The organism is Xanthomonas bonasiae (assembly GCF_017163705.1).
Classification (GTDB): Bacteria; Pseudomonadota; Gammaproteobacteria; order Xanthomonadales; family Xanthomonadaceae; genus Xanthomonas_A; species Xanthomonas_A bonasiae.
In genome coordinates this window covers 1-16333 of record NZ_JAFIWB010000022.1, presented here as the reverse complement: position 1 = coordinate 16333, position 16333 = coordinate 1, and the positions used below count along the sequence as shown (strand labels likewise).

The following is a 16333-nucleotide window of genomic DNA, read 5'->3' as shown; positions in this document are numbered from 1 at the left end:
CGATGGCATTGGCGATCCGCCAGGCCACCGAGGACGACGCCGCCACGCTGGCGGCGCTGGCCGCGGCCACCTTCACGGAGACCTTCGGTCACCTGTACTCGCCGGAAGACCTGCACGGGTTTCTCGACGAGCACTACACCGCGGCGCGGCAGCGCACGATCCTGCAACATCCGGAGTACGCGATCTGGCTGCTGGAGGACGACGGCGTGGCGGTGGGCCATGCCGCGGCCGGCCCGTGCGGCCTGCCGCACGCCGAGGTGCAGACTGGCGACGGCGAACTGAAGCGGCTGTACCTGCTGCGCTCGCACCAGAACAGCGGCTGGGGCAGCCGCCTGTTCGAAACCGCGCTGGCCTGGCTGGAACGCCAAGGCCCGCGCACGCTGTGGATCGGCGTGTGGTCGGAGAACTTCGGCGCGCAGCGCTTCTACGCGCGCTACGGCTTCGAGAAGGTCGGCACCTACGAATTCCCGGTCGGGCAGACCCGCGATTTGGAGTTCATTCTGCGCCGCGTGGCGCAGGCGGCGTAGTCCACGCGGCATCCCGAGTGAACGGCCGAGCGGGAAGGGCCGGTGACGGGACACAGTAGACTGGCTGCTCCTCCGTCCCTGACAGGAGATCGCCATGTCGCGACCACTGAAATGCGCCGCCGCCTTGCTGCCGCTGCTGGCCGCGTGTGCGCCCTCGGCCTCGCTGCAAACGGCCGGTAGCGGGCCGGCGGCCCAGGGCGATGGCCGCTGCCAGGCCGAGCCGGTGGCGTGGGCGATCGGCCAGGCCGCAACCGAGGCGACCATGGCGCGGGTCCGCCGGGAGAGCGGCGCTGGCCAGCTGCGGCCGATCGCCCCCGGCCAGGCGACGACCCGCGACCTGCGCCCGGACCGGGTCAACGTGTTCGTGGATGCGTCCAATGCCATCGTCCGCATCACCTGTGGCTGAGGTCGCGCGCACGGTTGCCGCGAGCGGCGTGGTCGACCCCTTGCCGCAGGTCCTGTTGCTGCACGGGATCTGGAACGGCCGTGTCTGGCTCGGGCCGCTGGCCTGGCGGCTGCGCCGCGAGGGCTTCCGCGTCGCCACCTTCGGCTATTCGACCGCGTTCGGCGGCGCCGAGGCGGCGCTGCCGCGGTTGCGACAGCGAATCCAGCGCCTGGCGCAGCAGGGGCCGGTGGCGCTGGTCGGGCACAGCCTGGGCGGGCTGATCGCGCTGCAGGCCTTGCGCCAGGCGCCGCAGCTGCCGGTGACCCGGGTGGTGTGCCTGGGCGCCCCGCTGGCCGGCAGCGCGGTGGCGCAGACGCTGCTGCGACGCGGCCTCGGCGTCGCCCTCGGGCGCAGCGCAGCCCTGTTGCAGCAGGGTCTTGGGCAGTGGGACGGCTCCGCTGCGGTCGGCATGGTGGCCGGCAGCGTCGCGTTGGGAGTGGGCAATCGCATCGCCGCGCTGGGGCCGGACTCGGATGGCACCGTGGCCCTGGCCGAGACCCGCGTGCCTGGCCTGCGCGACCATTGCCTGGTGCGCGCCAGCCACAGCGGCCTGCTGTTCTCGCCAGTGGCCGCGCGCCAGGCCGCGGCGTTCCTGCGGCATGGCCGCTTCGCCGCCTGAGCGGTTGTGCCGCGGATGCGGGCGCGGCGGCGCAATCGAGTAAAATCCGCCGCTTGTCCTTACTGATGTCCGGAACGCCCCATGGGTAGAGGCCCCTCGATCGAAGCCCGCAAGAACGCATCCGATGCGAAGCGCGGCAAGATTTTCACCAAGATCATCCGCGAGATCGGCGTCGCTGCGCGCGCCGGCGGCGGCGACCCGTCCAACAACCCGCGCCTGCGCGTGGCGATGGACAAGGGCCTGGCCTCGAACATGTCCAAGGACGTGATCGAGCGCGCGATCAAGAAAGCCACCGGCGAGCTGGAAGGGGTGGAGTACGAGGAGATCCGCTACGAGGGCTACGCGCCGGGCGGGGTCGCGGTGATCGTCGACTGCCTGACCGACAACCGCGTGCGCACCGTGGCCGACGTGCGCCACGCCTTCAGCAAGTGCGGCGGCAACCTGGGTACCGAAGGCTCGGTGGCGTTCATGTTCAAGCGCCTGGGCGTGCTCAGCTTCGCTGCCGGTGCCGACGAGGAAAAGATCACCGAGGCGGCGATTGAGGCCGGCGCCGACGACATCGTGGTCTATCCGGAGGACGGCGCGATCGACGTGCTGACCTCGGCGGACGCGTTCCACGCGGTCAAGGACGCGATGCAGGCGGCAGGCCTGACCGCCGACCATGCCGAGATCAGCTTCCGCGCCGACAACGACATCGCGGTGGAAGGCGATACCGCGCTGCAGGTGCGCAAGCTGCTGGACATGCTGGAAGACCTGGACGATGTGCAGGCGGTCTATTCCAATGCCGACCAGTCCGCGTTGAGTGGCGGCTGATATGGCGACGGCCGGGACTCGGGACGGTGCCGGGACTCGGGACTCGGGACTCGGGACTCGGAACAGCGCGTCGACGGGGCCCAATGCATCGCCGTCGCCCGGGGTCGTACCCGTTCGAACCAGTCGCGTAGCCAGCCCTTCGAGTCCCGCGTCCCGGGTCCCGAGTCCCGCCAAGGTCCGCATCCTCGGCATCGACCCGGGCTCGCAGCGCACCGGCGTGGGCATCATCGACGTCGACGGCAGCGGCCGCACCATCCATGTCCACCATGCGCCGCTGCTGCTGCTCGGCGAGGGCGACTTCTCGCAGCGGCTGAAGCGCCTGCTGCACGGGCTGGGCGCGCTGATCGAGGAGTACCAGCCGCAGGAAGTGGCGATCGAGCGGGTGTTCATGGGCAAGAGCGCCGACGCGGCGCTGAAGCTCGGCCACGCGCGCGGCGCGGCGATCTGCGCGGTGGTCTTGCGCGACCTGCCGGTGCACGAATACGCGGCCAAGGAGATCAAGCTGGCCATCGTCGGCAAAGGTGCGGCCGAGAAGCAGCAGGTGCAACATATGGTCGGTCTGATGCTGAGCCTGACCGGAAAACTGCAGGCCGACGCCGCCGACGCGCTGGCGGTGGCCATCACCCATGCCCACGTGCGCGCCACCGCCCAGCGCCTGGGCGTCAGTACGCAACAGGCTTGGAGCAGGAAATGAGTGGAGCCGGGATTCGGGATTGGGGATTGGGGATTCGCAAGAGCGAGGTGCCTGCGCCTGCGCGCGGCTGTACCCAATCCCCAATCCCCAATCCCCAATCCCGGCGCCTCGCACGAGGCGCCAAGTGATCGGCCGTCTGCGCGGCATCCTCGCCTACAAGCAGCCGCCGTGGCTGGTGATCGACGTGGGCGGGGTCGGCTACGAGCTGGAGGCGCCGATGAGCACCTTCTACGACCTGCCCGACGTCGGTCGCGACGTGATCCTGTTCACCCACTACGCGCAGAAGGAGGACAGCGTGTCGCTGTACGGCTTCCTGCGCGAAGGCGAGCGGCGGCTGTTCCGCGACGTGCAGCGGGTCACCGGGATCGGCGCCAAGATCGCGCTGGCGGTGCTGTCCGGGGTCAGCGTGGACGAGTTCGCGCGCATGGTCACCAGCGCCGACGTCACCGCGCTGACCCGCATCCCCGGTATCGGCAAGAAGACCGCCGAGCGCATGGTGGTGGAGCTGCGCGACCGTGCCGCGGACTTCAGCGGCGGCGCGCCGGTCACCGGCCAGCTCGGTACCGATGCGGTGTCCGAGGCCACGGTGGCGCTGCAGCAGCTAGGCTACAAGCCGGCCGAGGCGGCGAAGATGGCGCGCGACGCCGCCGCCGACGGCGACGAGGTCGCCAGCGTCATCCGCAAGGCCCTGCAGGCCGCGTTGCGCTGACCGCGCGCCGTACCTCCTTCTTCACGCCTCGCGGCGCTAACCTGATCCCTCAATGTCCACCACTCCCGCTCCGTCCCCCGGCTCCGGCCATTCGGCCGATGCCTCGCATGGCAAGGCCGGCTTCGCGCTGATCATCGGCGCCATCGGCGTGGTGTTCGGCGACATCGGCACCAGCCCGCTGTACACGCTCAAGGAAGCGTTCTCGCCGCACTACGGCCTGAGCAGCGACCACGACACCGTGCTCGGCGTGCTGTCGCTGGCGTTCTGGTCGCTGATGATCGTGGTCACGCTGAAGTACGTCACCATCATCATGCGCGCCGACAACGAGGGCGAGGGCGGCATCATGGCGCTGATGGCGCTGACCCAGCGCACCATGCGCAAGGGCTCGCGCTCGGCCTACGTGGTCGGCATCCTCGGCATTTTCGGCGCCTCGCTGTTCTTCGGCGACGGGGTGATCACCCCGGCGATCTCGGTGCTGGGCGCGGTCGAAGGCCTGGAGGTGGCCGCGCCGGGGCTGCACGCGTTCATCGTGCCGATCACCGTGTTGGTGCTGGTGATCCTGTTCCTGGGCCAGCGCTTCGGCACCGAGAAGGTCGGCAAGGTGTTCGGCCCGATCACCTGCCTGTGGTTCCTGTCGCTGGCGGCGATCGGCATCTGGAACATCGTCGACGCGCCGGAAGTGCTGAAGGCGTTCAACCCGTGGTGGGCGATCCGCTTCTTCCTCGACCACGGCTGGCACGGGGTCTGGATCCTCGGCGCGGTGGTGCTGGCGGTGACCGGCGGCGAGGCGCTGTACGCGGACATGGGCCATTTCGGCGCGCGCCCGATCCGTCACGCCTGGTACTTCTTCGTGCTGCCGTGCCTGGTGCTGAACTACCTGGGGCAGGGCGCGCTGGTGCTCAAGCATCCGTCGGCGCTGAAGAACCCGTTCTTCGAGGCGGTGCCCGGCTGGGCGCTGTACCCGATGATCGTGCTGGCCACGCTGGCGGCGGTGATCGCCTCGCAGGCGGTGATCACCGGCGCGTTCTCGATCGCGCGCCAGGCGATGCAGCTGGGCTACATCCCGCGCATGCTGATCAAGCACACCTCGCACGACACCATCGGCCAGATCTACATCCCCGGCATCAACTGGCTGCTGATGGTGATGGTGATCGCGCTGGTGCTGATCTTCCGCAGTTCCACCAATCTGGCGGTGGCCTACGGCATCTCGGTGTCGGCGACGATGCTGATCGACACACTGCTGCTGGCGCTGGTGGCGCGCGCGCTGTGGCCGCGCTGGCGCAACTGGGTGCTGCCGCTGTGCGTGGTGTTCTTCGTCATCGACGCCGCGTTCCTGATCGCCAACGGTGCCAAGCTGCTGCAGGGCGCCTGGTTCCCGGTGGCGCTGGGCATCGTGATGTTCACCATGATGCGCACCTGGCGCCGAGGCCGCGAGCTGCTGCGCGAGGAAATTCGCAAGGACGGCATCCAGATCGACAGCTTCCTGCCCGGGCTGATGCTGGCGCCGCCGGTACGCGTGCCCGGTACCGCGGTGTTCCTGACCGCCGACGCGACCGTGGTGCCGCATGCGCTGATGCACAACCTCAAGCACAACAAGGTGCTGCACGAGCGCAACGTGTTCCTGACCGTGGAGACCCTGCCGGTGCCGTATGCCTCGGCCAAGCAGCGGCTGAAGATGGACGCCATCGGCGACGAGTTCTACCGGGTGATCGTGCGCTTCGGCTTCATGGAAACCCCCGACGTGCCGCTGGCGCTGATGCGCTCCTGCGACCAGGGCGGCATCTACTTCGACCCGATGGACACCACCTATTTCGCCAGCCGCGAGACCATCGTCGCCAGCGCCAACCGCGGCATGCCGATCTGGCGCGACAAGCTGTTCGCGGTCATGCACCGCAACGCCGCCCCGGCCACCGGTTTCTTCCGCATCCCCGGCAACCGGCTGGTGGAGCTGGGGGCACAGGTGGAGATTTGAGGCCGCCTGCGGCGGCCGGGATTGGGGATTGGGGATTCGGGATTGGTCAAGGCCATAGCGCCGAAGCCATCCTGCAGTCGATACTATTGCGCTACCAATCCCGAATCTCGATTCCCCAATCCCGGCTCTAAATGGACCGCATCATCGCCAGCAGCGCCACCCGCGAAGACGACGCGGTCGAGGCCAGCATCCGCCCCAAGCGCTTGGCCGACTACCTCGGCCAGCAGCCGGTGCGCGAGCAACTGTCGATCTATATCGAAGCGGCCAAGGCGCGCGGCGAGGCGATGGACCATGTGCTGATCTTCGGGCCGCCGGGCCTGGGCAAGACCACGCTCAGCCATGTCATCGCCAACGAGCTGGGGGTCAACCTGCGTACGACCTCCGGCCCGGTGATCGAGAAGGCCGGCGACCTGGCGGCGCTGCTGACCAACCTGCAGCCGCACGACGTGCTGTTCGTGGACGAGATCCACCGCCTGTCGCCGGTGGTCGAGGAAGTGCTGTATCCGGCGATGGAAGACTTCCAGATCGACATCATGATCGGCGAGGGCCCGGCCGCGCGCTCGATCAAGATCGACCTGCCGCCGTTCACCCTGATCGGCGCCACCACCCGTGCCGGCCTGCTGACCGCGCCGCTGCGCGACCGCTTCGGCATCGTGCAGCGCCTGGCGTTCTATACCCCGGAAGAACTGGGCAAGATCGTGCGCCGTTCCGCCGCCATCCTCGGCATCGCCTGCGACGCCGACGGCTGCGCGGAGATCGCGCGGCGCGCGCGCGGCACCCCGCGCATCGCCAACCGGCTGCTGCGGCGGGTCCGCGATTTCGCCCAGGTCCGCGCCGGCGGGCTGATCGACCTGCAGGTCGCGCAGGCGGCGATGCAGATGCTCGGGGTCGACCCGGAAGGCTTCGACGACCTGGATCGGCGCCTGCTGCGCACCATCATCGACTACTTCGACGGCGGCCCGGTCGGGGTCGAGTCGCTGGCCGCCTCGCTGTCGGAAGAGCGCGGCACCCTGGAGGACGTGATCGAGCCCTACCTGATCCAGCAGGGCTACCTGATCCGCACCGCGCGTGGGCGCATGGCGACCAACAAGGCCTATCTGCACTTGGGCCTGAAGCCCAAGATGCGGGAATCGGGAATCGGGAATGGAGAATCGGAGGGGCTGTTCTAGCATGCCGTGCCTACCCAGCTACGGACGGGAGCATCGCTCTTGACGTCCGATTCCCCATTCCCCATTCCCGAGTCCCGGCAGCTATTCAGTTGGCCGACACGCATCTACTGGGAAGATACCGACGCCGGTGGCGTGGTCTACCATGCACGCTACGTCGCCTTTCTGGAGCGGGCGCGCACGGAGTGGCTGCGCGCGCTGGGCTACGGACAGGAACGCCTGCGCCTGCAGCACGATCTGGTGTTCGCGGTGCGCGCGATGCAGCTCGACTTCCTGCGCCCGGCCCACCTGGACGATGCGTTGCAGGTCGGCGTCGCGCTGACGCAGTGCAGGCGCGCCAGCCTGCTGTTCGCGCAGTCGATCCATCGCGACGGCGAGCTGCTGTTGCGCGCGCAGGTGAAGGTGGCGGCGCTGGGCGCCGGCAGTTTCCGCCCGCGCGGCATGGACGACGCGTTGTACGACATTTTGAAAGCTCTCGAAATCACTGAAGCAGCATTACTGAGGAACGACGGATGATCGCATTGCTCCTGGCCCTGCAGGACACGGTGGCGGAGGCGCTACCGCAGGACGTGACCCAGACCGCCGCGCAGGCCGTCGCCAGCACCGCCGCCCATGGCGGCATCAACTACCTGGATCTGCTGATCAAGGCCAGCCTGCCGGTCAAGGTGATCGTGCTGCTGCTGCTGCTCGGCTCGCTGATCAGCTGGGTGATCATTTTCCGCAAGGCGCGGGTGTTCAAGCAGGCCAACCGCGACGCGGACGACTTCGAGAACCGCTTCTGGTCCGGCACCGACCTGACCAAGCTCTACGCCGGCGCGGCCGACCGCAATCGCGTGGTCGGCGGGCTGGAGGCGATCTTCGAGGCCGGCTTCCGTGAGTTCACCCGCCTGCGCGACAAGCGCAAGCTCGACGCGCGCATCCAGCTGGAAGGCGCGCAGCGGGCGATGCGCGCGACCTATGCGCGCGAAGTGGACCGCCTGGAGCGCAACCTGGAGCTGCTCGCCAACATCGGTTCCACCGCGCCCTACGTCGGCCTGGTCGGCACCGTGTTCGGCATCATGGTGACCATGCACGACATGCTCAACAGCGGCCAGCAGGCGGGCATCGCCGCGGTCGCGCCGGGCATTTCCGAGGCCCTGTTCGCGACCGCCATCGGCCTGTTCGTGGCGATCCCGGCGGTGTGGGCGTACAACCGCTTCACCACCCGGGTCGAGCGGATGGCGGTGCGCTTCGAGACCTTCTCCGAAGAGTTCAGCTCCATCCTGCAGCGCCAGGCCAGCGGCGACTGAGCGCCGCCGCGCGCTCCGCCCAAGACCCCAGGATTCCCGCATGACTGCCGCCATTTCCCGCCGCAAGCGTCGCAAGCTCAAGTCCGAGATCAACGTCGTGCCGTACATCGACGTGATGCTGGTGCTGCTGATCATCTTCATGGTCACCGCGCCGCTGCTCAGCCTGAGCGTGGACGTGGACCTGCCCGATTCCACCGCGCGTTCGGTGGAAAGCAAGAAGGACCCGGTGATCGTCAGCGTCGACGCCGAGGGCCGCTACACGCTGACCCTGCAGGACGGCAAGCCGGAGAAGATCGGCGCGCCGGAACTGAAGGCGAAGATGCAGGCCTTCGTCAGCCAGAACAAGGACGTGCCGGTGTTCGTCGCCGCGCCCGGCAATTCCAACTACCAGCTGGTCATGGACACCATGGTCATGCTGCAGCAGGCCGGCGTTCCCAAGGTGGGCCTGATGAGCCAGCCCGGTACCAATGCACGCTGAAGCCGATTCCCGACCGCCCCGCGAACAGGACAGCAACCAGGGCCTGATCGTCGGCGTGCTCCTCGCGCTGGCCGTGCATGTGCTGCTCGGGCTGCTGTTCTTCCTCGCCTGGTGGTGGTCGCCGGTGCGCCAGGTGGAGCCGGCGGCGGGCTCGCCGATGGTCGAGGCCTCGCTGGTCGTGTCGGCCGCCGACGTGCGTTCGGCGCAGAAGGCGGTGCAGGACGCGCCCAAGCCCCTGCCCGAACCGCTGCCCGAACCGGTCAAGGAGGTCGCCGAGGACGACACCGTGCCGCCGCCGCAACCGGTGCCCGTGCCCAAGCCGCAGCAGGCGCCGACCGAGCAGCAGCAGAAGGCGCAGGACTTCATCCCGGTGCCGGACAAGGTCGACCAGGACCGCGCCAGCCGGACTGCGATCTCGCAGGAAAAGGAAAAGCAGGAGCAGGAAGCCAAGCGCCGCCAGGAGCAGATCGACCTGACCGAGCAGAAGCGCCAGCAGGAGGCCGAGCAGAAGCAGCGCCTGGCCGCGCAGCAGGAAGAGGAGCGGCAGAAGAAGATCGCCGAGATCCGCAAGCAGCGCGAGCAGGCCGACCGCGAGGCCAAGCTGGCCGAGCAGAAGCTGCGCCAGCTGGCCGACGTGCGCGCCAAGCAGGCGTCGGCCACCGCCGCGTCCACGCCGCAGGCGGCGCCCGGGCAGAACGGCACCAATACCGATCTGTCGGCCAAATATGCCGCGGCGATCCAGCAGGCGGTGCTGAGCCAGTGGGTGCGCCCGGATTCGGTGCCGCTGGGGCAGAAGTGCAAGATCGCGATCAAGCAGATCGTCGGCGGGCAGGTGATCGAGGCCAAGGTCAGCCCCGACTGTCCCTACGACGAAGCGGGCCGGCGCTCGATCGAGGCCGCGGTGCTGCGCGCGCAGCCGCTGCCGTACCGGGGCTTCGAATCGGTGTTCGCGCGCGACCTGACCTTCAACTTCACTGCGCAGGATCGCTGAGAAGCCGGGATTGGGGATTCGGGATTGGGGATGCCAGGCTCCATGCCCCAGCCCCAGGGTCCAAAAAGCCCGCTTCCGGGCCTGGCGAGGCCCCGGGAACTCCCCGGCGGCGGTGCGATAGGCGATAATCCGCGCTTCCTGCCATCGGCTTCACATGTCGGTGGTTCATGATTGCGAATACGTTCACCCGCGCATTGCTATCTCTTGCGCCTTCCCGAGTACCGCTGAGCGACCCATGAAGAAACTGCCGCGCTGGCTTGCCGTCCTGACTGCCCTGTTGCTCCCCCTGGCCGCGTCCGCGCAGGACAAGGGCCTGGAAATCGACATCGTCGGCGGCAACGCGTCGGCGACCCCGATCACCGTCGTGCCGATGCCCTACCAGGGTTCGGCGGCCGCACCGTCCACCGACGTGTCCGCGGTGGTCCGTGCCGACCTGGACCGTTCCGGCCAGTTCCGCAATCTGCCCGAGGCGCAGATCGTCGAGCGCCCGACCCGCGGCAGCGAAGTGCAGTACGCCACCTGGCGCGCGCTGAAGCAGGATTACCTGGTCGCCGGCCGGGTGATGGATGCCGGCGAGGGTACCTACCGGGTCGAGTACGAACTGTTCGACGTGGCCAAGGGCGAGCGCATGCTCGGCCTGGCGATGACCGCGCGCGCCAGCGCGATGCGCGACGTGGCGCACCAGATGGCCGATGCGATCTACGAGAAGATCACCGGCGTGCGCGGCGCCTTCTGGACCCGCATCGCCTACGTCACCGCCAGCGGCAAGGGCGGCGCCATGCGCTATGCGCTGATGGTCGCCGACTCCGACGGCTACAACCCGCAGACCATCGTGCGCTCGGCCGAACCGCTGCTGTCGCCGAACTGGAGCCCGGACGGCAAGAAGCTGGCCTACGTGAGCTTCGAGCGCGGCAACTCCTCGATCTACATCCAGGACATCGCCACCGGCGCCCGCCAGCTGGTGTCCAGCTTCCGCGGCATCAACGGCGCGCCCTCGTTCTCGCCGGACGGCAAGAAGCTGGCCCTGGCGCTGTCGCGCAGCGGCAACCCGGAGATCTACGTGATGGACCTGGGCAGCAAGCAGCTGACCCAGCTGACCAACCACTTCGGCATCGACACCGAGCCGACCTGGGCGCCGGACGGCAGCAGCATCTACTTCACCTCCGATCGCGGCGGCCGCCCGCAGATCTACCAGGTGGCGGCGACCGGCGGCAGCGCCAACCGGGTCACCTTCCAGGGCAACTACAACGCCACCGCCAGCGTGTCCTTCGACGGCAACAAGATCGCCGTCGCCCAGGGCAGCGGCAACACCTACAAGATCGCGATGATGGACCGCAGCCTGGGTTCGCCGCGCTGGAGCACATTGTCTACGGGGTCGCTGGACGAGTCGCCGAGCTTCGCTCCGAACGCCAGCATGGTCCTGTACGCCGCCCGCGAAGGCGGGCGAGGGGTGCTTTACGCGGTCTCGGCCGATGCCCGCGTGCGCCAGCGCCTGGTCCTGGCCGATGGCGACGTGCGCGAGCCGTCGTGGTCGCCGTATCGGACTGCGCGTTGACACGTAAGTTTGATGTTAATATTTCGCTGCGTTGAACCCCCTTTCGGCTCAGGAGCCATATAGGTATCCCCATGAACAAGACCACCCGCGTTCTGCTTGTTTCGCTGTTGTCCGTTGCAGCTCTGGCCGGCTGCTCCAAGAAGGTCAAGGAAGTTCCCCAGACCGACACCACCGGCACCACCGGTTCCACCACCCCGACCGGCCCGTCGACCTCCGGCCTGTACGGCCCGGGCGATCTGGATACCGATGCCTGCCTGCGCCAGCGCGTGGTCTACTTCGATCTGGACCAGGACTCGCTGAAGCCGGAGTTCCAGGCGATCATGGCCTGCCACGCCAAGTACCTGCGTGACCGTCCGTCCTCGCGCATCACCCTGCAGGGCAATGCCGACGAGCGCGGTTCGCGCGAGTACAACATGGGCCTGGGCGAGCGTCGTGGCAACGCCGTGTCTTCGGCGCTGCAGGCTGCCGGCGGTTCGGCTGCGCAGCTGACCGTGGTCAGCTACGGCGAAGAGCGTCCGGTCTGCACCGAGTCGAACGAGTCCTGCTGGTCGCAGAACCGTCGCGTCGAGATCGTCTACACGGCGCAGTAATAGATGCGTATCGGTGTCCTTACATCGATGATCGTCGCGGCGGCCCTGGTGGCCGCCGCGCCGGCTCATGCGCAGCGTGCAAGCCTCGCCGATCGCGTGTCCGCGCTCGAGCAGCAGGCAATGAACACCCAGGGCAACACCGACATGCTGAACCAGCTCAACCAGCTGCGGACGCAGGTGCAGTCGCTGGAGTCCACGATCGAGCAATTGCAGCACGACAACGAACAACTCAAGCAGCGCGCCAAGGACCAGTACCTGGACCTGGACGGTCGCCTGAACCGGATCGAGGGTGGCGCGACGCCGCCGTTGCCGCCGGCCGGGGCTGCCGCACCCGCCGCTTCCGCACCCGCCGCTTCCGCACCCGCTGCCAAGCCGGCTGCCGCCGTTTCCGAACGGCCGCCGTCGGTGCATGGCGACGCCGGCACGCTCGCCGCCAGCGGCGACGAGCGCACCAGCTACAACGTCGCCTTCGATGCGCTGAAGGCCGGCAAGTACGCCGACTCGGCGAATCTGTTCCAGAGCTTTCTCGAGCTGTACCCGAACGGCGTCTACGCCCCCAATGCCTTGTATTGGCTGGGCGAGAGCTATTACGCCACCAAGAATTTCCCGCTGGCCGAGGCGCAGTTCCGCGACCTGATCGGCCGCTACCCGACCCACGACAAGGCCTCCGGCGCCCTGCTCAAGCTGGGCCTATCCCAGTACGGCGAAGGCCGCACCCAGGACGCCGAGCAGACCCTCCAGCAGGTGATCAGCCAGTATCCGGGATCGGATGCCGCGCGCACCGCGCAGGACCGCCTGCAGTCGATCCGCATCGGCCAGCAGCTGCGCTGAGCCCCCGAACGCTGCCGCCATCGTCGCGGGAGCATACTTTCCCGCCATGGCCGCCGTTCCCAGCGATATCGTACAAAGCCCGCTGCCGCGCCTGAAGCTGACGGAGATCTTCCTGTCGCTGCAGGGCGAGGCCGAGAGTGCCGGCTGGCCGACCGCGTTCGTGCGCCTGACCGGCTGCCCGCTGCGCTGCAGCTATTGCGACACGGCCTATGCCTTCCACGGCGGGCAGTGGTGGGACATCGACGCGATCCTGGTCGAAGTGGCGCGCCACGGCGTGCGCCATGTCTGCGTGACCGGCGGCGAGCCGCTGGCGCAGAAGCGCTGCCTGCGCCTGCTCGAGCAACTGTGCGACGCCGGCTACGACGTATCGCTGGAAACCTCCGGCGCGCTGGACATCGCCGAAGTGGACCCGCGCGTGTCGCGGGTGCTCGACATCAAGACTCCCGCATCGCAGGAAGCGGCGCGCAACCGCTGGGAAAACCTGCCGCTGCTGAGTGCGCGCGACCAGATCAAGTTCGTGCTGTGCGGCCGCGCCGACTACGACTGGGCGCGCGCGATCGTCGCCGAACACCGCCTGCACGAGCGCTGCACCGTGTGGTTCTCGCCGAGCAAGAGCGAACTGGCGCCGCGCGACCTGGCCGACTGGATCGTCGCCGACCGCCTGCCGGTGCGCTTCCAGATGCAGTTGCACAAGCTGCTGTGGAACGACGAGCCGGGGCGTTAGCTGCGCGGGAGCGCAGCTGGGAATCGGGAATGGAGAAACGGGAATCGGCGAAGCGCTGCACTGCAGGCGTCTCGTTGGTTGATGCGCTTCTGCTTCTCGAAAACCGGCGATCTTCCATGTTCAGTGCGGCTGTTACGCTCTACCCATTCCCGTTTCTCCATTCCCCATTCCCAGCACTCCAATGAAAAACGCCGTCGTCCTACTCTCAGGTGGCATGGATTCCGCCGTCGTCGTCGCCATCGCCCGCGAGCAGGGCTATGCCGTGCATGCGCTGAGCGTCAGCTACGGGCAGCGGCATACCTCCGAACTGGATGCGGCCACGCGCGTGGCGGCCGCGCTCGGTGCGGTGGCGCACAAGACGGTCAATGTCGACCTGCGCAGCATCGGCGGCTCCGCGCTGACCGACGACATCGAGGTGCCGGACGCGGGCGGCGAGGGCATCCCGGTGACCTACGTGCCGGCGCGCAACACCATCATGCTGTCGGTGGCGCTGGGCTGGGCCGAAGTGCTGGGCGCGGCGGACATCTTCTGCGGCGTCAACGCGGTGGACTATTCCGGCTACCCCGACTGCCGCCCCGAGTTCATCGACGCGTTCCAGACCCTGGCCAACCTGGCGACCAAGGCCGGCGTGGAAGGCGCCGGGCTGCGCGTGCACGCGCCGCTGCAGCGCATGAGCAAGGCCGACATCGTGCGAGAGGGCGAGCGCCTGGGCGTGGATTTCGGCCTCACCGTGTCCTGCTACCGCGCCGATGCCGACGGCCGCGCCTGCGGTCACTGCGACGCGTGCCGCCTGCGCGCCGCCGGCTTCGCCGATGCGGGCGTGGCCGACCCGACCCGCTACGCCTGATTTCGCGTTGACGCGGGGGTGGGGTAGAATACGCACCCCGGCGCAACGCCGGGGCATTGTTTTGGGCCGTTAGCTCAGTCGGTAGAGCAGAAGACTTTTAATCTTTTGGTCGATGGTTCGAATCCATCACGGCCCACCATTCAGTCCACTGATGTGCAGCCATCCAACACCATTGGCGCGGCCCTGTACGGTCTGCCGGTGCTGGTTGGTGCCCATGCTGCGTGCGTCGAAGTCGGCCCGACCGTGGGCTCGTGGGCCTGGGGCGGCCCGATCTCAACGCGGGTTCGCCGCTTGGCTGAGCGGAATGGAGATCCGCGCTGGCACACCGAGTTGAGCCTTGCATTTCAGGTTGCCTTGCAAAGGGATCCAGTCCTGCGCTGCGAGCGGGCAGGCCGCGCGCAACTCGGCGACGTCCAGGACATCGCCCTTGAATCCCGGTATCTCCCATGGGTCTCCATGGAACTCGATCACCAACAGCCTGTCGGCTGGCCCCTCTTCGGGGACGGAGAAACCGTGCCGCCATTTGGTGAGGCCCCTCTCCATCTGCGTCCCGATGATGATTGCCGGCATACGTTTCTCCATATGAAAAACAAGGACGGGGGTTCGCGGCCGCGCAAGCGGCGGGCCATGCATCCTTCCACTGGCAGGTCTCACCTGATGAGAATCGTCCGGGCCGGAAAGGGACGCTTGCCCCGCGACGGATCGGAAGGGAGCTGCCGACCTTCACTCCCGGCATGGGCGCCAGCCACCTGTCCCGCGCGCGGCACTTGCAGGCGCTATGAAGCTTGGTGACGTGGGCGGTCGACCAAGGGGGAGCGCATGGCGCCTGCCGCAGTGAACCGGCGCCTGCCGTGCCGCGTCGGGCGCATCTCGATCGGGCGCATGCGGCTCAAGCGCCTTTCCGTCCGCGCTGCATGCTCGACGCCGCGGTACGCAGTGCCTGGCCGATGTGCTGCAGGACGCTCGAACGCACCGCCGCGTGCTGCCAATAGAGCGGGACGTCGAGCCAGCGCTGCGGGTCGATGACGACGATCTGTTTCTCGCGCAGTCCGGACGCGAGCATCTGCTCGGGGGCGAGGCACCATCCGAGACCGCGCGCGGCGGCTTCGACGAAGCCGGTCGAGGTCGGCAGGTAGTGGATGGGTGGGCTCAGGCGGGTGCGGGTGATGCGCCGCACGAAGCGCGCCTGCAGCGCGTCCTTGCGGTTGAATACCATCATCGGCGCCTGTGCCAGCGCGGCCGCTGTGAGTCCTGCGGCGAAGTGGCGCGCGACGAATGCCGGCGAGGCGATCGCGTGGTAGCGCATGCTGCCCAGGGCATGCACGTTGCAGCCCTGCAGCGGCTTGCTCGCGGACGTGACCGCGCCGAGCACGGTGCCGTTGCGCAGCAGCTCCAGCGTGTGGTCTTGGTCGTCCACGTGCACGTCGAACAGGAAGCCGTGCGCATGGTGCAGCGACGCCAGCGCGGCGAGGAACCAGGTCTGCAGCGAGTCGTCGTTGACCGCGATCGCGATGCTGCGCGCGGGTCCGGCGTCGGCCGCGTTCGGCAGGAAATCGGCCATCGCCTCGGCCTCCAGCGCCTGCATCGGTCGCACCCGGCGCAGCAGCGCTTCGCCTGCAGGCGTCGGCCGGCAGGGTGCCTGGCGCACCACCAGCACCTGCCCGAGGCGGTCCTCGAGCGCCTTGATCCGTTGCGAGATCGCCGACGGCGTCAGCGACAGCCGCCGCGCGGCCGCCTCGAAGCTGCCTTCGTCGAGCACGGCGGCGAAGGCCGACAGTTGCGGATGAAGCAGGTCCATGTGGCCGCCTGATTAGCATTTCTTCATAGCGTACAGAATATTTAGCTTGGCTAATCACGACCTTCAGGCCAGCATGCGCCTCCCTTGGTCCTGGCCATCCTCATGGTGCTCGAAGCATTGTTTGCAGGCTTCATCGCCGGCGCCGGCTTGATCGTCGCGATCGGCGCGCAGAACGCGTTCGTGCTGCGCCAGGGTTTGCAGCGGCAGCGCGCACCACCAGCACCTGCCCGAGGCGGTCCTCGAGCGCCTTGATCCGTTGCGAGATCGCCGACGGCGTCAGCGACA

Annotated in this window: 19 protein-coding genes, 1 tRNA gene and 2 pseudogenes; 19 read left to right on the top strand and 3 right to left on the bottom strand. The window is 68.3% G+C overall.

The features are described from left to right. Positions 1-2: 2 nt before the first annotated feature. The 18 genes from JR064_RS16705 (at position 3) to JR064_RS16620 (ending at position 14389) form a co-directional block, all read left to right on the top strand. Positions 3-527 (top strand): GNAT family N-acetyltransferase, encoded by a 525-nt coding sequence (locus tag JR064_RS16705; RefSeq protein ID WP_206230487.1) that lies wholly within the window; start codon positions 3-5, stop codon positions 525-527. A 94-nt stretch (positions 528-621) separates the two neighbouring features. Beyond that, the gene (locus JR064_RS16700) at positions 622-933 is read left to right on the top strand and encodes an I78 family peptidase inhibitor (protein WP_206230486.1); all 312 of its coding nucleotides are present in this window, start codon (positions 622-624) and stop codon (positions 931-933) included. After that, positions 905-1591, top strand: a complete 687-nt coding sequence (locus JR064_RS16695; protein ID WP_206230485.1) for an alpha/beta fold hydrolase — start codon at positions 905-907, stop codon at positions 1589-1591. Before JR064_RS16700 ends, JR064_RS16695 begins: the two co-directional genes overlap by 29 nt. A gap of 81 nt (positions 1592-1672) precedes the next feature. Beyond that, on the top strand, positions 1673-2404 hold the full coding sequence (locus JR064_RS16690; protein WP_191824335.1) for a YebC/PmpR family DNA-binding transcriptional regulator: 732 nt from the start codon (positions 1673-1675) through the stop codon (positions 2402-2404). 181 nt (positions 2405-2585) lie between these two features. Beyond that, the gene (gene ruvC / locus JR064_RS16685; protein WP_179567957.1) at positions 2586-3098 is read left to right on the top strand and encodes a crossover junction endodeoxyribonuclease RuvC; all 513 of its coding nucleotides are present in this window, start codon (positions 2586-2588) and stop codon (positions 3096-3098) included. A gap of 124 nt (positions 3099-3222) precedes the next feature. Further along, entirely contained in the window at positions 3223-3807 is a 585-nt protein-coding gene (gene ruvA / locus JR064_RS16680; protein WP_179566538.1) for a Holliday junction branch migration protein RuvA, read from the top strand. 52 nt (positions 3808-3859) lie between these two features. Beyond that, a complete protein-coding gene (locus JR064_RS16675) occupies positions 3860-5779 on the top strand; it encodes a potassium transporter Kup (protein ID WP_206230484.1) in 1920 nt (639 codons plus the stop codon). Between the two features lie 131 nt (positions 5780-5910). Then, positions 5911-6948: a Holliday junction branch migration DNA helicase RuvB gene (gene ruvB, locus JR064_RS16670; protein ID WP_206230483.1), complete on the top strand. Its 1038-nt coding sequence runs from the start codon at positions 5911-5913 to the stop codon at positions 6946-6948. Between the two features lie 39 nt (positions 6949-6987). Further along, positions 6988-7461 (top strand): tol-pal system-associated acyl-CoA thioesterase, encoded by a 474-nt coding sequence (ybgC, locus tag JR064_RS16665; protein WP_206230482.1) that lies wholly within the window; start codon positions 6988-6990, stop codon positions 7459-7461. Next, positions 7458-8234: a protein TolQ gene (gene tolQ / locus JR064_RS16660; RefSeq protein WP_003478956.1), complete on the top strand. Its 777-nt coding sequence runs from the start codon at positions 7458-7460 to the stop codon at positions 8232-8234. The genes ybgC and tolQ overlap by 4 nt, the downstream gene beginning before the upstream one ends. Positions 8235-8274: 40 nt before the next feature. Then, positions 8275-8712 (top strand): protein TolR, encoded by a 438-nt coding sequence (gene tolR / locus JR064_RS16655; RefSeq protein WP_179566534.1) that lies wholly within the window; start codon positions 8275-8277, stop codon positions 8710-8712. Further along, positions 8702-9703, top strand: a complete 1002-nt coding sequence (tolA, locus tag JR064_RS16650; protein ID WP_225209713.1) for a cell envelope integrity protein TolA — start codon at positions 8702-8704, stop codon at positions 9701-9703. The genes tolR and tolA overlap by 11 nt, the downstream gene beginning before the upstream one ends. Before the next feature lie 235 nt (positions 9704-9938). Continuing rightward, positions 9939-11258, top strand: coding sequence for a Tol-Pal system beta propeller repeat protein TolB (gene tolB / locus JR064_RS16645; protein WP_179566533.1), 1320 nt, complete (start codon positions 9939-9941; stop codon positions 11256-11258). Between the two features lie 71 nt (positions 11259-11329). Beyond that, positions 11330-11848, top strand: a complete 519-nt coding sequence (gene pal / locus JR064_RS16640; RefSeq protein ID WP_191824334.1) for a peptidoglycan-associated lipoprotein Pal — start codon at positions 11330-11332, stop codon at positions 11846-11848. Positions 11849-11851: 3 nt separating this feature from the next. Then, positions 11852-12679 (top strand): tol-pal system protein YbgF, encoded by an 828-nt coding sequence (gene ybgF / locus JR064_RS16635; RefSeq protein WP_206230481.1) that lies wholly within the window; start codon positions 11852-11854, stop codon positions 12677-12679. A gap of 46 nt (positions 12680-12725) precedes the next feature. Then, positions 12726-13403, top strand: a complete 678-nt coding sequence (gene queE / locus JR064_RS16630) for a 7-carboxy-7-deazaguanine synthase QueE (RefSeq protein WP_206230480.1) — start codon at positions 12726-12728, stop codon at positions 13401-13403. 181 nt (positions 13404-13584) lie between these two features. Further along, positions 13585-14250: a 7-cyano-7-deazaguanine synthase QueC gene (gene queC / locus JR064_RS16625; protein WP_191824332.1), complete on the top strand. Its 666-nt coding sequence runs from the start codon at positions 13585-13587 to the stop codon at positions 14248-14250. Positions 14251-14313: 63 nt separating this feature from the next. Then, a tRNA-Lys gene (locus JR064_RS16620) sits at positions 14314-14389 on the top strand. Between the two features lie 134 nt (positions 14390-14523). Here the strand turns inward: JR064_RS16620 and JR064_RS16615 are convergent. Then, positions 14524-14820, bottom strand: coding sequence for a hypothetical protein (locus tag JR064_RS16615; protein ID WP_179566524.1), 297 nt, complete (start codon positions 14818-14820; stop codon positions 14524-14526). A gap of 319 nt (positions 14821-15139) precedes the next feature. Continuing rightward, on the bottom strand, positions 15140-16048 hold the full coding sequence (locus JR064_RS16610) for a LysR family transcriptional regulator ArgP (protein WP_206230479.1): 909 nt from the start codon (positions 16046-16048) through the stop codon (positions 15140-15142). 102 nt (positions 16049-16150) lie between these two features. Between JR064_RS16610 and JR064_RS23410 the strand changes: the two are divergent. Next, positions 16151-16255, top strand: a pseudogene (locus JR064_RS23410) (amino acid transporter); the annotation flags it as partial. Here the strand turns inward: JR064_RS23410 and JR064_RS16605 are convergent. Continuing rightward, a pseudogene (locus JR064_RS16605) lies at positions 16209-16333 on the bottom strand (LysR family transcriptional regulator); the annotation flags it as partial. The pseudogenes JR064_RS23410 and JR064_RS16605 sit on opposite strands and share 47 nt — an antisense overlap.

Coding starts and splice junctions, on each gene's coding strand:
- ruvB (WP_206230483.1), top strand. CDS start 5,911: ATGGACCGCATCATCGCCAGCAGCGCCACCCGCGAAGACGACGCGGTC.
- pal (WP_191824334.1), top strand. CDS start 11,330: ATGAACAAGACCACCCGCGTTCTGCTTGTTTCGCTGTTGTCCGTTGCA.
- tolQ (WP_003478956.1), top strand. CDS start 7,458: ATGATCGCATTGCTCCTGGCCCTGCAGGACACGGTGGCGGAGGCGCTA.
- JR064_RS16705 (WP_206230487.1), top strand. CDS start 3: ATGGCATTGGCGATCCGCCAGGCCACCGAGGACGACGCCGCCACGCTG.
- queE (WP_206230480.1), top strand. CDS start 12,726: ATGGCCGCCGTTCCCAGCGATATCGTACAAAGCCCGCTGCCGCGCCTG.
- JR064_RS16690 (WP_191824335.1), top strand. CDS start 1,673: ATGGGTAGAGGCCCCTCGATCGAAGCCCGCAAGAACGCATCCGATGCG.
- tolR (WP_179566534.1), top strand. CDS start 8,275: ATGACTGCCGCCATTTCCCGCCGCAAGCGTCGCAAGCTCAAGTCCGAG.
- JR064_RS16700 (WP_206230486.1), top strand. CDS start 622: ATGTCGCGACCACTGAAATGCGCCGCCGCCTTGCTGCCGCTGCTGGCC.
- JR064_RS16615 (WP_179566524.1), bottom strand. CDS start 14,820: ATGCCGGCAATCATCATCGGGACGCAGATGGAGAGGGGCCTCACCAAA.
- queC (WP_191824332.1), top strand. CDS start 13,585: ATGAAAAACGCCGTCGTCCTACTCTCAGGTGGCATGGATTCCGCCGTC.
- JR064_RS16675 (WP_206230484.1), top strand. CDS start 3,860: ATGTCCACCACTCCCGCTCCGTCCCCCGGCTCCGGCCATTCGGCCGAT.
- JR064_RS16610 (WP_206230479.1), bottom strand. CDS start 16,048: ATGGACCTGCTTCATCCGCAACTGTCGGCCTTCGCCGCCGTGCTCGAC.
- ybgF (WP_206230481.1), top strand. CDS start 11,852: ATGCGTATCGGTGTCCTTACATCGATGATCGTCGCGGCGGCCCTGGTG.
- tolA (WP_225209713.1), top strand. CDS start 8,702: ATGCACGCTGAAGCCGATTCCCGACCGCCCCGCGAACAGGACAGCAAC.
- JR064_RS16695 (WP_206230485.1), top strand. CDS start 905: ATGCCATCGTCCGCATCACCTGTGGCTGAGGTCGCGCGCACGGTTGCC.
- tolB (WP_179566533.1), top strand. CDS start 9,939: ATGAAGAAACTGCCGCGCTGGCTTGCCGTCCTGACTGCCCTGTTGCTC.